The 14,520-nt window shown below is 69.0% G+C and carries 13 protein-coding genes and 3 pseudogenes; 9 read left to right on the top strand and 7 right to left on the bottom strand.

Translation table 11 applies throughout. The features are described 5' to 3' along the window. Positions 1-59 precede the first annotated feature (59 nt). The gene (locus tag D2L64_RS06000; protein WP_158603461.1) at positions 60-296 is read right to left on the bottom strand and encodes a tetratricopeptide repeat protein; all 237 of its coding nucleotides are present in this window, start codon (positions 294-296) and stop codon (positions 60-62) included. Beyond that, complete coding sequence (locus D2L64_RS05995; protein ID WP_158603460.1) at positions 241-1,065, bottom strand: pentapeptide repeat-containing protein; 825 nt, start codon at positions 1,063-1,065, stop codon at positions 241-243. Before D2L64_RS05995 ends, D2L64_RS06000 begins: the two co-directional genes overlap by 56 nt. 215 nt (positions 1,066-1,280) lie before the next feature. Here D2L64_RS05995 and D2L64_RS05990 point away from each other — a divergent pair, with 215 nt between their 5' ends. From D2L64_RS05990 to D2L64_RS28465, 5 genes and pseudogenes are all read left to right on the top strand, one after another. Further along, positions 1,281-2,195: an AEC family transporter gene (locus D2L64_RS05990; protein WP_119573670.1), complete on the top strand. Its 915-nt coding sequence runs from the start codon at positions 1,281-1,283 to the stop codon at positions 2,193-2,195. 487 nt (positions 2,196-2,682) lie between these two features. After that, positions 2,683-3,183, top strand: a complete 501-nt coding sequence (locus D2L64_RS27040; protein ID WP_147376193.1) for a hypothetical protein — start codon at positions 2,683-2,685, stop codon at positions 3,181-3,183. After that, entirely contained in the window at positions 3,180-3,485 is a 306-nt protein-coding gene (locus D2L64_RS05985) for a hypothetical protein (protein WP_199714429.1), read from the top strand. The genes D2L64_RS27040 and D2L64_RS05985 overlap by 4 nt, the downstream gene beginning before the upstream one ends. A gap of 48 nt (positions 3,486-3,533) precedes the next feature. Further along, positions 3,534-4,478: a DUF5996 family protein gene (locus D2L64_RS05980; RefSeq protein ID WP_119573669.1), complete on the top strand. Its 945-nt coding sequence runs from the start codon at positions 3,534-3,536 to the stop codon at positions 4,476-4,478. 69 nt (positions 4,479-4,547) lie between these two features. Continuing rightward, positions 4,548-4,854, top strand: a pseudogene (locus D2L64_RS28465) (GNAT family N-acetyltransferase). A gap of 63 nt (positions 4,855-4,917) precedes the next feature. On the opposite strand, the gene D2L64_RS05970 reads toward D2L64_RS28465, so the two are convergent. From D2L64_RS05970 to D2L64_RS05960, 3 genes are all read right to left on the bottom strand, one after another. Further along, positions 4,918-5,346: an SRPBCC domain-containing protein gene (locus D2L64_RS05970; protein ID WP_119573668.1), complete on the bottom strand. Its 429-nt coding sequence runs from the start codon at positions 5,344-5,346 to the stop codon at positions 4,918-4,920. Between the two features lie 378 nt (positions 5,347-5,724). Next, a complete protein-coding gene (locus D2L64_RS05965) occupies positions 5,725-7,185 on the bottom strand; it encodes an SDR family oxidoreductase (RefSeq protein ID WP_119573667.1) in 1,461 nt (486 codons plus the stop codon). A 160-nt stretch (positions 7,186-7,345) separates the two neighbouring features. Next, positions 7,346-7,807 (bottom strand): nuclear transport factor 2 family protein, encoded by a 462-nt coding sequence (locus tag D2L64_RS05960; RefSeq protein ID WP_233558792.1) that lies wholly within the window; start codon positions 7,805-7,807, stop codon positions 7,346-7,348. A gap of 64 nt (positions 7,808-7,871) precedes the next feature. On the opposite strand from D2L64_RS05960, the pseudogene D2L64_RS05955 reads away from it, so the two are divergent. After that, positions 7,872-8,039: pseudogene (locus tag D2L64_RS05955) on the top strand (response regulator); the annotation flags it as partial. A 63-nt stretch (positions 8,040-8,102) separates the two neighbouring features. Next, positions 8,103-8,339 (top strand): annotated as a pseudogene (locus D2L64_RS05950) (DUF2306 domain-containing protein); the annotation flags it as partial. A gap of 307 nt (positions 8,340-8,646) precedes the next feature. On the opposite strand, the gene D2L64_RS05945 reads toward D2L64_RS05950, so the two are convergent. Together D2L64_RS05945 and D2L64_RS05940 are read right to left on the bottom strand one after the other, a co-directional pair. Continuing rightward, positions 8,647-9,627 carry an HNH endonuclease gene (locus tag D2L64_RS05945; RefSeq protein WP_119573666.1) on the bottom strand — a complete coding sequence of 327 codons (981 nt, stop codon included), beginning with the start codon at positions 9,625-9,627 and terminating at the stop codon, positions 8,647-8,649. A 270-nt stretch (positions 9,628-9,897) separates the two neighbouring features. Continuing rightward, positions 9,898-10,938 carry a helix-turn-helix transcriptional regulator gene (locus D2L64_RS05940; protein ID WP_147376192.1) on the bottom strand — a complete coding sequence of 347 codons (1,041 nt, stop codon included), beginning with the start codon at positions 10,936-10,938 and terminating at the stop codon, positions 9,898-9,900. Positions 10,939-11,159: 221 nt separating this feature from the next. On the opposite strand from D2L64_RS05940, the gene D2L64_RS05935 reads away from it, so the two are divergent. Beyond that, positions 11,160-12,422: an amidohydrolase gene (locus D2L64_RS05935; protein WP_119573664.1), complete on the top strand. Its 1,263-nt coding sequence runs from the start codon at positions 11,160-11,162 to the stop codon at positions 12,420-12,422. A gap of 333 nt (positions 12,423-12,755) precedes the next feature. Further along, positions 12,756-14,507, top strand: a complete 1,752-nt coding sequence (locus D2L64_RS05930) for an AfsR/SARP family transcriptional regulator (protein WP_119573663.1) — start codon at positions 12,756-12,758, stop codon at positions 14,505-14,507. Positions 14,508-14,520 lie beyond the last annotated feature (13 nt).

Below are 14,520 nucleotides of genomic sequence, written 5' to 3'. Positions count from 1 at the left end.
CCGGACCAGTCGCAGCAGGGTGTCCTTGGCTGCGTACGCGGCATAGTCGAGCTCTGGGATCAGCCGTCGACCGCGCGCAGCCGCTGGTGGATGCGCAGGGTGACGTTGAGGGCCGCGACCGGAGGCTCGCCCCCGTCCAGCCGGACCGTGTTCCCCCTGATGGATCGTACGCCCGGGTGGTCGGGACCGAACTTCGCGACCATGATCCGCTCGGCCTCGGCGAACTCCCGGCGTGCCTCGTCATGATGGTCGAGAGCGTGGATCGCCAGGGCCAGATTGTTGCGGTAGATGGCCATCCGATGATGGCGACTTCCGTATCTCGGTTCCGTGTCGTCGATGGCGGTCCTCTGCTCGGCCGCGGCCATTCGCGGCTGCCCCAGCCGGAGCAACGCGTTGCCGAAGGCGCTCCGGACGGCGGCCGTACGGGGATGCTCCGGGCCGTAGGTCCGCTCGCAGGTCCGCAGCGCTTGTCCCCAGGACGGCGCCCTCCAGGTCGGCACCCGTCAGATCGGCGCCCGTTAGCCGCGCGCCGGTCAGATCGACGAGGGTCTGTTCTCGGCGGCGGGGCCTGCGGCCGAGCACGACGACCGCCGCCTCGACGTCGGTCGCGACACGGTCGCCGGCATCCCCTCCAGCTTCACCTCGGGCTTCTTCGCGCACGAACGCGGCCAGGACCGAGCAGACCGTCTCGTGGTGGGTGACCGAGTCGGCCATCACATGTTCCAGCGCGTAGATGCCGCCCAGACGTTCGACCAGCTTCTCGGAGGAGAGCTGGGCGACCGCCTTTCCATACCGTTCGGTGACCTGGCCGCGACGGGCGAGGAAATAGGTACGGGCGGTGAAGCTTGCGCCGACCAGCAGGCCGATCCCACCGACCCCTGCCAGGAGGACCTGCCGTGTGTTGTTGCGCGCGTCGGCCTTGTCCTTGCCGGCTAGGTGCTTGGCCGGCGTCGCCCACCAAGCGATCGGCCCCAGCAACAGGAACAGCAGAACCGCTGCGCCGGCCAGCAGGGTTATCAGGCTCGCCGCGGCGCTGAGCTTCGTGAACTTCGCGACCCGCCTCATCCCCTCGATGGTCCTTGACGGCGGACGAGGCATCAATCCCCCCACCCTGTCGGATGCCGGCGTAGACGGAATCAGCGGTGGCTGGTGCGATGGTGAATGACCGACAGGCACCGACACACCGAGGGTTAACAACTCGTCGCATAGGCGGTGACAGCTGCGCTGCCGGGCATCGCGAACGCTGCGGCAGAGGAGGATGTTGAGCCGGTGACGCCCGTATGAGACTGATGTCGGCGTTCGTGCCGATCTGGATCCTTACCGCGGTCGGCTACGCGGCCTGTCGCTGGGGCCTGCTGGGTGAGGCGGTGGCGTCGGTGCTCGGCCGGTTCGTGTTCCATCTTGCGATGCCGTCCGCCCTGTTCCTAGCCCTCTCCCGAATGCCGCTCTCCGGGTTCGCCGGCCGCTCGCTGCTCGCCTTTGGCGTGAGCACGGCCGCGGTCGTCGGGTTCGGGTGGGTCGGCGCGAGCCGGCTGTTCGGTCGCGATCCCGGCGAACGGCCGATCTGGGGCATGGCCGCCGGGTACGTGAACTCGGCGAACCTCGGCATCCCGATCGCCACGCAGGTTCTCGGCAACGTGTCGTTCCTGGCGGAGGTGGTACTGCTGCAGGTGCTGGTGGTGACGCCCGTGATCCTGGTCGCCCTGGACCGGCACAGCGACCCGGCCAGGCGGGTACGGGTCCGGCGTATCGCCTCCCTGCCGGTACGCAACCCGGTGATCCTGGCGTCGCTGCTCGGTGTCGCATGCTCGGCCGCCGGCCTACATCTGCCGTCGGTGGCCAGCACGTCGCTTACCCTGCTGTCGGGCGCCGCGGTCCCGGCCGCCCTGGTCGCGCTCGGCGCGTCGCTGCACCGCACGACGCCGGCCCCGGCCGAGCCGGCCGAGTTGGCCGTGATCACCACGCTGAAGCTCGTCGCACAGCCCGTCATCGCGTACGCGGCCGGGCTGGCCCTACACCTGACCGCGCCGCAGTTGCTCGCCGTGGTGGTGTACGCGGGCCTACCGACAGCGCAGAACACGTTCATCTTCGCCCAGGAGTACGGCGTCGGCGGGGACTTGGCCAACCGGGCGGTGATAGTGACCACGACGCTCTCGCTGGCCACCCTGGCCGCGGCGGCGGCGCTGCTCGGGTAGGTCCGTCAGCGGACTCCTCCAGCAACCATGCACAGTCACGCCAGGCATGGCGCTGGCCGGCAGGTCCGCAGCCACGATCATGCCGGCGGCACGAGCGGATGCAGGATGCCGACCCGCTCGCCGTCCTCGACCAGGCGCACGCTGCCCTGAGGACTCGGCGAGCGCGGCCGTGTGCGGTCGGCGTTCATGCCACTCAAGCTGCTCCCCGTCGACGAGGTATGGGTGGACCGTATGCTCCGGCTGTGCAGCGTGCCGTGGGAACGGGCGATGGTCGAGGCGATGTTCGTGGAGTGGGGTCTCGCCCGTCCCGGCGAGGGCGTCGAGTGGGAGGGTGGCCCGGCAGCACCACAGTTCGCCGTCGACGCCGATGGGGAACCGTCCGGGGTGGTCGGTCGAACTCCGGGCGGCACCCCGGATCCGGTCATCTGGGTGCACCTAGCATGCGCCCCTGTACTGGCCAGCGTTCGGGGCGGAAGAGCCCGACGACGTGGATGACGAGGACGAGTACGACGAGGACATGCCGCCGCTGTGGGTTCGACGGCCGGACGCAAAGCGGGCCGAGTTTCATGCCGAGCGGGATCGCCTCACCGCGCTGATCACTTCCCGTCTCGCTACCCCGGAGATAGTGGTGACCGGTGCGTACGACACCTACCGAGCGGTGTGGCGACGTGGTGACCGGGCGCTGCTGCTGGAAACGACCGACGACATCCACGTACTCGCATTACGATGTGCTCGGCATCCGGCTTCAACGCTACGATCTGTCGTTCACCGATCTGGGCAGCTGAGCGGAGCCGCCGCGGGGGCGGGACTGCGGCGCGGTCGCGGCAGATCCATGCGCCTGATCTTGGTCTCGCCCTGTCACCCAGAAGAACTCTTATCTGCTCGGTCTTCTCCGATCCGGGCGACAGACGCGGCCTTTGCTGAGTTCCGCGGACCGATGACCTGGCGGGCCACCACGATGACGGAAGAGGTGGAGCATGCACGTTGACCCGAGGGGCGCAGAGGCAAGGACCGGGTCTTTTACGGCATCGTCGATCGCTGGATCGGCACCCGCCGCAGGCCGATGCGGGTTGGCTCGGTGAGGTCGGCCCCGGGCCGTCGTACCTCGACGAGGGTTCCGGCGGGCCGGAGAACGACTTCACCAACCGCAATACCGCGTTCACGACCTACAACCTGCTCCACCTCGCGTCGATGATCCGTCGTGCCGGCGGTTTCCCGGCCTACGGCAACCAGCGCACTGCCTGGGACGCCGGAGTTCATCCGGACGCCGCCAACCCCGAGTACCGCTGATCCGACGACCGTCACCCTCTTTTGTCAGTGCCAAGGATGTGAGTAGCGATGACAATTCCGGCAACGATGAGCTGGCCGAGTCTGCGGGTCGCGGACTGGACCGCCACCCGCGACACCCTGCACATGTGGACCCAGATCGTGGGGAAGATCCGCATGGCCCACGCTCCGTTGGTCAATCACTGGTGGCAGGTGACCCTGTACGTGAGCCCGCGGGGGTTGACCACGTCCGCCATTCCGTACGGCACGGGGGCCTTCGAGGTCGAGTTCGATTTCATCGGCCATCGGCTCGATGTCCGTACCAGCGATGGTGGCGCGCGGAGTCTCCCGCTCCGGCCGATGTCGGTCGCCGAGTTCTACTCGCGGGTCATGGCCATGCTCGACGAGCTCGGCATCGAGGCACCGATCCGGCCGCACCCCAACGAGGTCGACCCGGCGATCCCGTTCGCCGAGGACCACCAACACGCCTCCTACGACGGTGCGGCGGCCGCCTTGTTCTGGCGACAGCTGTTGCAGGCGAACCGGGTGATCGGCGAGTTCCGATCACACTTCGTGGGCAAGGTCAGCCCGGTGCACTTCTTCTGGGGCGGGATGGACCTCGCCTGCACCCGCTTCTCCGGCCGATCGGCCCCACCGCACCCCGGGGGCGTGCCCAACTGCGGAGACTGGGTCATGGTCGAGGGCTACTCCCGTGAGCTGTCCAGCTGCGGGTTCTGGCCCGGCGGCGGCGAGGAAGGCGCCTTCTACTCCTATGCCTACCCCGCGCCGGACGGCTTCGCCGAGCAGCAGATCGGCCCGGAAGGCGCGTACTTCAGTACCGAGTTCCAGCAGTTCCTGCTGCCGTACGAGGCTGCGCGTGCCGCACCGGATCCGAACCGCGCGGTCGCCGAGTTCCTCCGCACCACATACCAAGCCGCCGCGGACCTTGGGCGCTGGGACCGTTCCGCGCTGGAGGACAACCCAGGCCGGTGGCACCACACCCAACGGTCTAGCTGAGCCGCAGATCTCCCTAGTCGATCCTGGGTTGATCAGCCCGTATCGGAGCTGGGATCTGAAGGAGGACACATGGTAGTGAACGTAAAGGATGTCCCCGAGGCCAAACAGTACGAGGCTCGGGTCGAAGAAGAGTCCAAAGTTGCGGGTGTCGCGCAGTACATCCGCACCACGGAACTCATCGCGTTCGCGCACACCGAGGTCTCGCCCGAGTACGAGGGCAGGGAGTTGGGGCGGCCCTTGCCCGCGCTGGCTCGACGAGGCGCGCGCCGCGCGCCTCCTGGTCCTGCCCACCTGCCCCTTCTTCGCGGGGTGGATCGCTCGGCACCCCGAGTACCAGGACCTGGTGTACCAGTCCCGCAGCAGAGTCAGCGACTGAACTTCAAGGTAAGGCAGCGGTGGGCTGTCGATACGAGCAGCCGTACGAACTCGTACACGGCCGTCATTCCTCTGCCCGCGCGGCGAGGGCCGTGTTCATTGCCGCAAAGCCTGACTCGGTCGAGCGCAACATGCCGGGCAGCATCATCACGAGCAGTCCGGAGAAGCGTTCGGACTGGGTGAACCGGGTCGACTCGGGAGTGAGCGGTTCGATGTCGAAGGAGTGCGCGCCGTCGAAGATGCCCGGGATGAGCAAACGACCGAGCCACGCGAGCCGCCGCTCGGGCTCGACGGCGGTGACGGTGGGAGTGAACCGGCGCGGCTTGGCACCGGGAAGAGCGATGGTCACCGCCAACTGAGATCCCCGGGTCAGGCTGCCGTCAAGGTTCGTGATGAATGGGTTCCATTCCGGGTACGCAGTGGTGTCGGTGAGGATCGCCCACACGCGATCCGCGGGCGCGGCGATGTCGATCGTGTGGCTGATGGTAGGCATGGAGGTCCTCTCGTGGTCTGGCCTGAGGCGGCTCGGTGGCCAGATCGGTGGTGCGACATAGGGTCGCATAGTTCCAGGTTGTTTCGGGAATGAAGTCTGGCGATCCGATCGCCGTCAGTCGTCGTCGGGTCACCGGGCTCGCACCCGTGGCGACTGTTCGCGTCGGGGGCGGCGAGCCGGCGCCGCCAGCCGCCATCTCGGCACCGGCCGACGGCGACGCCGCTGCGCTTTGTGAACTGGGCCGAAGCGGTCACGAGGACGATCATCCAGCGGGCGCTCGACCCGGCGGGACGTCGGTCGAACACCCGGGTGTGGCTGCTGTTGTGCGGTTCGCCGTTGTCGTTTCTGGGGCCGCGTTCTTCGGCAGGGCGGCACCGGTCACCAGGCGCAGGGTGTGTAGTCCTTCAGGAAGCAGCCGTACAGGTCTTCGCCCTGTTCGCCGCGGATGATCGGGTCGTAGACCCGGGCCGCGCCGTCGACGAGGTCCAGTGGGGCGTGGAAGCCGGCGTCCGCCAGCCGCATCTTCGTCGGGTGAGGTCGCTCGTCGGTGATCCAGCCGGTGTCGACGCTGGTCATGAGGATGCCGTCGGCCAGCATCTCCTGGGCGCTGGTGCGGGTCAGCATGTTCAGCGCGGCCTTGGCCATGTTGGTGTGTGGGTGCCCTGGTCCTTTGTAGCCGCGGGTGAACTGGCCCTCCATTGCTGACACGTTCACCACGTACTTGCGGCGGGCGGTCGCTGCGGCCATTGCCGGTCGCAGTCGGCTGATCAGTACGAACGGTGCGGTCACGTTGCACAGTTGCACTTCGAGTAGTTCGACCGGGTTCACCTCGTGCACCCGCTGCACCCAACTGTTGACCGGGTCGAGGTCTGGGACCAGACCGCCGGCGTCGATGGCGTTGGCTGTCGCGATCCGTTCCGGCGAGGCGGAGCCGCTGGTCAGTGCCAGCGCGGTGAGCGCCTGTGGGGTGATGGTGGGCGAGTTCAGTGGGGCGATCAGGCTGCCCGCCGGGCCGTCCCGGTCGGCCGGCTTGGCGAACGTGATCATCTCCGGCAGTGGGCCGTCCGGCAGGGCCGCCGCCTCCGCGGCGATGAGTTGGGCGTACGCCGCAGGTGTGCGGCGTACGGTCTGCGCCGCGTTGTTGATCAGGATATCGAGTGGTCCCTGGCCGCTGACCGAGTCGGCGAGGGCGATTACCTGGGCGGGGTCGCGCAGATCGATCCCGACGATCTGCAGGCGGTGGAGCCACTCCCCGCTGTCGGGCATCGCGGCGAAGCGGCGGATCGCGTCGTGGGGAAACCGCGTGGTCACCGTGGTGTGCGCGCCATCGCGCAGCAGCCGCAGCGCGATGTACATGCCGATCTTCGCCCGGCCGCCGGTGAGCAGCGCCCGTCGGCCGGTCAGGTCGGTGCGGGCGTTGCGGCGCTCCCGATTCAGTGCGGCGCAGGGCGGGCAGAGCTGATGGTAGAAGGCGTCCACATCGCGGTAGCGCTGCTTGCAGATGTAGCAGCCACGCGGCTTGTGCAGGACGCCGGCCGTGGCACCTACGGTGGGGGAGGAGAGCGGGTTGCCCTGGGTCTCGTCGTCGATGCGGCCCGGGGCGCCGGTGGCGGTGGCGGCTGTCACTGCGCGGTCGGCCGCCGCGATGGTATCCCGCCGTTCCTCACGTCGCCGCTGCTTGATCATTTTGTAGAGCTTCGCGGTGGCCCGCTGCACCCGCACCACGTCGGGGTGATCGGGAGGCAGGTCCTCCAACGCATCAAAGACGCTGAGACAGGTCTCCAGCCGGGCCGGGTCAATGCGGTATTGACCGGTTTCCGTAGTTTTGTCCGCCGTCATGTTGTCGCAGTCTCGTCCCGTTCCCTGCGCCGGATCCATCCGGCCCACCCCAAGTCCGACCCGGAACTGTACGCACCGCACGGCCTCCGACGCATCCCGTCCCTGTTCACCAGCCCGAGGGCCGCAGAGGCCAAGCCCCGACCAGGCCCATATTCTCAGGTCAGAAGACCGGGACGAAGGTGGCGGCCAACACCCGCCAGTTGCCGTCCTCACGCACCCACAGTCGGGTGTAGCGCAGCCGCGCGGACACCGCGGCACCGCCCTGAACGGCATCCACCGCGGCGACCATGCGAGTCACTCCGGTCTGACCGTCTTCCTGGACGTCGAGCGACTCCTCCACCAGGCTGGTGATTCGCAGCGCACCGGAGCGGTAGCTCGCCAAGTCGTCCTCCTTCGTGAATACCGTGCCGTCCGGTCCGGCACCCACGACCTTCGGGTGCAGTAGCGCGTCGAGGGACTCGATGTCGGCGGCGCGCTGGGCGGCCTGGAGTTGCCGTTCCGCGGTGAGGAGATCCACCCACCGATCCTCCGCAGCGCGCCGCAACAAGACAACCGGGTTCGCTCGCGGCAGAACGGCCTCGATCGGCGCCTTTGCCGGCAGCGAGTTCAGCGACTGGCGCATGACGGGCTCGGCAGTGACCAGCCGGGACTTCAGCTGGTCCGTGGCCGTGCATCCGAACCTTGACCGCCCGGACGTGTGCCTGCTCGACATCCGCATGCCCGGCGTGGACGGCATCGAGGCGACCCGACTGCTGGCCGGACCGGACGTGCCCGACCCCCTCGCGGTCGTCGTCATCACCACCTTCGACCTGGACGAGTACGTGCACGCGGCGCTGCGCGCCGGGGCCAAGGGCGTACGCGGCGCCGAACTGGCCGGCGACCCCGAGGTCACGGCCGACAACACCCGCTACGTCGCCATGCCAGTGCCGATCATGGTCCAGATCATCGGCGGGATCGCCGACTGCCTGTTCGGCGCGTTGCAGTTCGCGCCGACCCTGCGCCAGCATCGGCGGCGCTGGCACCGCCACGCCGGGCGGGTGCTGGTGCCGGCCGGGATCGCCGTGGCCGGATCCGGGATCTGGATGACGCTGTTCCAGGAACTGCCCGCCCTCGACGGCCGGCTGACAAACGCGTCCCGCCTGATCGCCGCCGTCCTCATGCTCGGCGGCATGCTGGTCACCGGTGAGCAGGTAGGCAGCCCTGATCAGAGCCAGGTCCGGCTCTGCGCGAACTCGCCGAACCTGGCTCTCGCGTTGTCGTCCAACCGCTCCGCTCCCGTCCGGTACGCCTCATGCACCACCACAGATGCGCGGGACCGCGCCCACTATCCATGGATCGCGCGTTCGTCGAGCCCGCGGATCTTCGCGTGGGCCCGGTCCACCGCCTTCTCCCGACCCGACAGCATGGGCCGACAGGGGCGCCCCCGACCGCCGATGCTCGCGGTCGCTACGAGAGACTCGCTCAAGTCGTTGCCGTCTCGCGGTACACGTGGTTTCGGTGCCAGTCGAGGTAGGCGCGCTGGGGTGGCAGGGCGTCGGCGGGCAGGAGGAGGCGTTCGGCCAGGGGCGGCCGGCCGAATGCGGCGTGTAGGGCCGGGTCGTTGTCGACCTTGCGGTGCAGGTCGGTGTGGATGTGGATGCGCAGCCCGCCGTTGACGGTGAGTAGACCGGTGTCGAACGCGACGTCGTGTGTCGGGCAGGCAGTGAGCCCGTTGGCGACGTCGAGGCGTTCGTGCGGGTCGCTTTCCCGCCACGGCTTGATGTGTGAGGCGACGAGCATCCGCGGGGCCCGTCGGTCGTCGACGGTCACTGCCAGGCCGCAGAACACGCAGCGGTGGCCGTGGTTGCGTAGTACGTCGCGGGCGAAGCGGTGCTGCCCGACACGCGCTGCGGCGATCAGGAGCAACTCGGTCACCTGGTCGGTGATCCCAGGGTGCTCGGTGTGTACGGCGTCGACGATGTCGCTGGTACTCAGCTCGTCCTGGCCGAGCAGGATCAGCGGCGCGTCGTCGTGTTCCAGGTACAGGAAGTCGGGCAGGTCTTCGGCGGTGACGCCGACGTCGCGGGCCGCTCGCACGATGATCCGGTACACGGACGCCAGTTCGTCCTGACCGCCGAGCAGGCGGGCGGCGACCTCCACCTCGTGTCGGGCGCCGTTGCGGCGGCTGCCATCGAGATTGGCCATCTTCGCCAGGATGCTGCTGTTGGGGCGTCTGAACAGTCGGGCCAGGCTGGGGACCGGTTCCTCGGCACGGTGCGCGGTGGACCCGCCGTAGCGGCGGTGGTTGACCAGCAGGCTCGCGGCCAGGCACAGCAGCGTCTCCACCGGGGTGAAGGCGACCTGCCGACCGCCCTCGGCCGCCCACGGGCGTACGACGATCGAGCGCCATTGGGTACGGGCCGCCGACGGGGTGATCGCGAGATAGTCCGCCGCCGCAGGCATCCACCCTCCCGCAAGCCCAGTCAGCAGCCTCAGCGTAGATCACCGGCGCACGAACGGGACGTCCGCCTGACCGGTATTCGTCCGTGCCGCGACCGGCGGCGGAACAACATGTCACGCAGCTTCCTGCGGCTGTTCGGCGCTGTCCGGCGCGCACAGAATTGGGGTGTGGCAGATGAGATGAGCTAAGAAGGGTGCCGACGGAAGGAGGGCGAGATGCGGATCCTCAGTGGCGGAAACTCCACCGGCTGGGACTGACCGGCGCGGCGGTTCTCACCCCGCTTCGGTGAGATCATCCAGCAGCCCGCGTTGCCGCGCGAGCACCCCGGCCTGGAACCGGCTCTCCGCACCCAGGTCATGCATGATGTCGGCAATGTGCCGCCGGCAGGTGCGCACCGAGATGCTTAACTTGCGGGCGATGAACTCGTCTTTCCGGCCGGCCGCCAGCAGATGGAGTAGCGCCCGTTTGAGATCGTCGCCGGCCACACCGTAGCCGCCGTTCGGGGTGGTCTCGTCGTCGAAGGGCAGAGCCGAGGCCCAGACCTGCTCCAGCGAGCGGTACAGGTAGTCCACCACGGAAGGCTCCCGTAAGACGACCGCGCCCCTGGCGAGCACGTTCGGAATGACCGCGATCTCACGGTCGAAGATGATTATCCGGTCGGTGATCTCTTCCCGGGTACGCACATCGCAGCCTGCATCGACGAGCTCCTTGAGGAAAGGGCGCATGCGCGGATGGACACGTACCGGATGTTGGTGGACCGTTCTGATCCGAATCCCACGCGCCAGCATCTCGAGGTCCTTCGGCAGGGACTCCTCGATGGCGCCGTCCGATAACACGCCCGGATGCGCGCTGAAGACCTCGACCGAGCAGCGTCGGGCGATCCCGGCGAGGGTGGCGCGTACCCGGTCCACCTCGTCGATGATGTCGATCGCCTCACGCCGGTTGCGGACCTGGCGGGTGTTGAAGTAGATCGGGTTGAAGGCGAGCAAGGTCGCCTGCAGCGCCTCCATGCGGTGCTGGCGCTGCCGTACCTCGAACTCCAGCGGGGCGATGAGCTCCGAGACGGCCGCGTCCGGGCTGTTCGCCACCAGTACGTCGGGCTCTTCGGGGGCGCGCCGCAGCAGCCGCAGGGCCAGCAGCGCAGTCACGGCCTCGGTCAGTTCCTCGGCGGACTGCCCCAGGAGGGTCGTAGCGTCCTCCAGGCCTCCGCTGGATACCTGCCCCTGCTGCAGAATCCATTGGTAGAGATTGGCCGCCTCGGCAGTGATTGCGCCCGCTGGCTGGTTGCCCTGTCGGTGCTCTTCAGCCTTCACCGGGTCACCTCACCACCCCGACAGACCTGCATATTGAAATGCCCGAAAGCTATCATTTGGGCATGCTGCGATGCAAGGTCCGATCGAGCGATCCGATTCCGCGCATCCGCCGATGGCGCGACTCACGTGGGCAGATTCAGCCGTACGGGCAGAGTTGTATCGCCCTTTCTGTAGTGACCTTTCACGGATATGGTCATCAATTTTATTAAAAGGACTTCTGGATGAAATCAGCCGCTGAGCTACTGTCCGGCGTGAGCGCGGTCCTGCAGGAGGCGGCTGTCTTCTACCTCGACCTGCACGCCCACCCCGATCTGTCCGGCGCCGAGGCGCGTACGGCGGGCAAGCTCGCCGAGCGACTGCACCGTGCCGGCTATGCGGTGTCCACCGGCATCGGCGGCCACGGCGTGGTCGGTATCCTGCGCAACGGCGCCGGCCCCACCGTCCTTCTCCGCGCCGAACTCGACGCGCTGCCGGTCAAGGAGGAGACCGGCCTGCCGTACGCCAGTGGCGAGGTGGCCACCGGCGCCGACGGCCGGCAGGTGCCGGTGATGCACGCCTGCGGGCACGATCTGCATCTGGCCTGTCTGGCCGGGGCCGCCAGCGTGCTGGCCGCGGAGCGTGCGCACTGGCGCGGGACCGTCGCCGTCGTCGGGCAACCCGCCGAGGAGACCCTGGAGGGCGCCCGCGCCATGCTGAGCGCGGGCCTGTACCACCTGACCGGTCGACCCGACGTCGTCCTCGCCCAGCACAGCGCCCCCTTCCTCGCGGGAATGCTGGCGTTCGGCGCCGGGCCGGTGATGGCCGGCAGCGTCTCCCTCGACATCACGATCCTCGGCCGAGGCGGTCATGCGGCGACGCCGCACCTCACCGTCGACCCCGTGGTCATCGCCGCGGCCGTCGTACTCCGCCTGCAGACGGTCGTCTCCCGCGAGGTGGACCCCGCTGAGCAGGTCGTACTCACCGTCGGCTCGCTGCGAGCCGGCGAGACGGGCAACGTCATCCCCGCCGAGGCCGTGATCGGGTTGACGATTCGCGCGTTCGATCCCGCCACCCTGGACCGCGTGGTCGCTGCGGTCACCCGGATCGTCAGGGCCGAGTGCGTGGCCTCCGGAGCCGACCGCGAACCGCAGATCCGACGCGTCTCCTCCTCCCCGGTGAACCTGCCGGACGCCGAGGCGACGGCCGTGGTGCGCGCGGCCCACGAAGCCACCTTCGGCGCCGCGCGGATAGCGACCTGGCCGCGTGCCACGGCAACCGAGGACTTCCCGCTCTTCGGCGACGCCGGCAGCGACGTGCACGGCCACTGCGGCGTACCGACGGTCTACTGGCTGCTGGGCGTGGCGAGCCCTCGCCAGTGGTCGACGGCCACGACGGTCCCGGTGCCCGCCAACCACTCTCCGGTGTTCGCCCCGCACGTGGCGCTGGCCCTGCCGACCGGCATCTCGGCGATGACGCTCGCCGCACTCGCCCACCTGAGGCGGTGACCGCCGGCCGCCGACGACACCGCGCGTCGCCTGGCCCGCCATCCGTCACCAGCGACGATCCCGCAACGGGGCGGCCCGGCCTTTCGTGAGAAAGCTGCCATGCAGGTTCCTGCCGCCCGGCCGCTCCTTGACCCTCTATTGCGGAGTCAACAGACTCGGTGTCAGCGCGGCAGCGCGAGATAGCCATTCCCGCAAGAGGGAAGTGTGGTCGACATCATCCCGCGACAGTAATCGGTGCGAGTGGGGGAGAAATGGTGTGTCTCTGTTGAGCAGGACGGCGCGATGACGAAACTCGCGAATACCGAAACCGCAGGCGCAGCCCGATCCCGGCGCATGAGCTTCCAGATCCTGGGCACCCTGAACCTGACCAATGGGCGGGACGTCGCCGTGCTCCCGCCAGCCAAACCGACCACCTTGCTGGCGGCCCTGCTGCTGCACCCCAACGCGGTGGTGTCGACGAGTTCGTTGCTGTTCGCGATCTGGGGCGAACAACAACCGGCGTCGGCCAAGGCCGCCCTGCAGACCTGCGTCCTTCGCCTGCGGCGGCTCTTCGCCAAGCACGGCATCGCCGGCAACCTGATCGAATCCGTACCGGGCGGCTACCGCATCGTCGCCGACGCCGACTCGCTCGACCTCCTGCGCTTCCGCCAACTGGTGCGTACGGCGGAGCACGACACCGATCCCGAGTCCGAGCTGCACCACCTGACGGAGGGCCTGCGGCTGTGGCGGGGCGCGCTACTGGCCAACGTGCCCTCCGAGGTGCTGTGCCGGGACGAGGCGCCGCGGCTGACAGAGGAGTGGCTGCGGGCCTCCGAACGCCTGCACGACCTCAAACTGGCGCTCGGCCGCTGCCGGGAGGTCCTGCCCGACCTGTGGCGCGCCGCCCGCTCGCACCCCGGACACGAACGCTTCGCCGAACAGCTCATCGAGGCGCTGTACCGCACCGGCCGGCAGACCGAGGCGCTGGTCGAGTACCGCAACATCAAGCGGTACCTCCGCGACGAACTGGGCCTGGACCCCGGACCGTCGCTGCAACAGCTGGAGGCCGCGATCCTGCGTGGCGCCGAACTGGCACCCGCCGACCCGGCCGGCGACGTCCCCGCCGTCACCGGCCACCGCACGGGGACGGGAGAGCCGCCTCCGCCGATGGCCACCAGCGACTTCACCGGCCGGGCGGCGGATGTCGCGCTGCTGGCCGGATGGCTCGGCGACGATCGGCCGGCCCCCCGGACGATCGTGCTGACCGGCGCACCGGGCATCGGCAAGACCGCCCTGGCGCTACACGTCGCCGACCAACTCCGGACCGACTCCCGACCAGGCCACGCCACCGTACGGATGCGCCGGCCCGACGGTACGGCCCGCACACCCGGGGAACTGACCGCCGAGCTGGCGCGGCTGCGCCGTGCCGGGGTGGCAGAGTCCGCCCTGCTCATCCTGGACGACGTGCTCGACGCCGAACAGATCCGTGCAGCCCTGTCCGCCGAGCGCGGACACACCGTGCTCATCACCAGCCGGATGAGCCTCACCGGGTTGGTGGCGGCGCACGGCGGCCGAATGCACCGGCTCGACCCGTTCACCGACGACGAGGCGCTCGCGTTGCTCTCGGTCCTGCTCGGACGAGACCGCATCGCCGCCGAACCCGACGCGGTGCACCAACTCGCCGCGTTGTGTGGGAACTTTCCCCTGGCCCTGCGGATCATGGCAGCCCGGTTGCAGGCTCACCCGCGAACCCGGATCGCCGACTGTGTCACGTGGCTGCGCGGCGACCGCTTCGCCCGGATGTCCCTGGTCGGCGACCCGCGAATGTCGATCACCGAGACCTTCGGGGCCTGGCTCGACGACCTCGATCCGCGGCTCAGTGCGGCATTCGTGCGGATCGCCCGATGTTCCTACCCCGGCTCGATGACCGCCGACGACCTCGCCGGTGTCCTCGACCGGCCCGTCCCCGCCACCGGTCAGATCCTCGACCTCCTGGCGGACGCCGGCGCCATCGAGGGCGGCTCCGGCATCTACACGATGCACGAACTGGTCCGCGCCTTCGCCGTCCACGACTACGGCCAACGCAGCGGCGCTCTCGTGGCCTGACCGGCCCGGTCCA

The organism is Micromonospora radicis (assembly GCF_003583405.1).
GTDB lineage: Bacteria > Actinomycetota > Actinomycetes > Mycobacteriales > Micromonosporaceae > Micromonospora > Micromonospora radicis.
The sequence above is the reverse complement of the archived record's forward strand: the minus strand, read 5'-3'. Positions and strand labels throughout refer to the sequence as shown.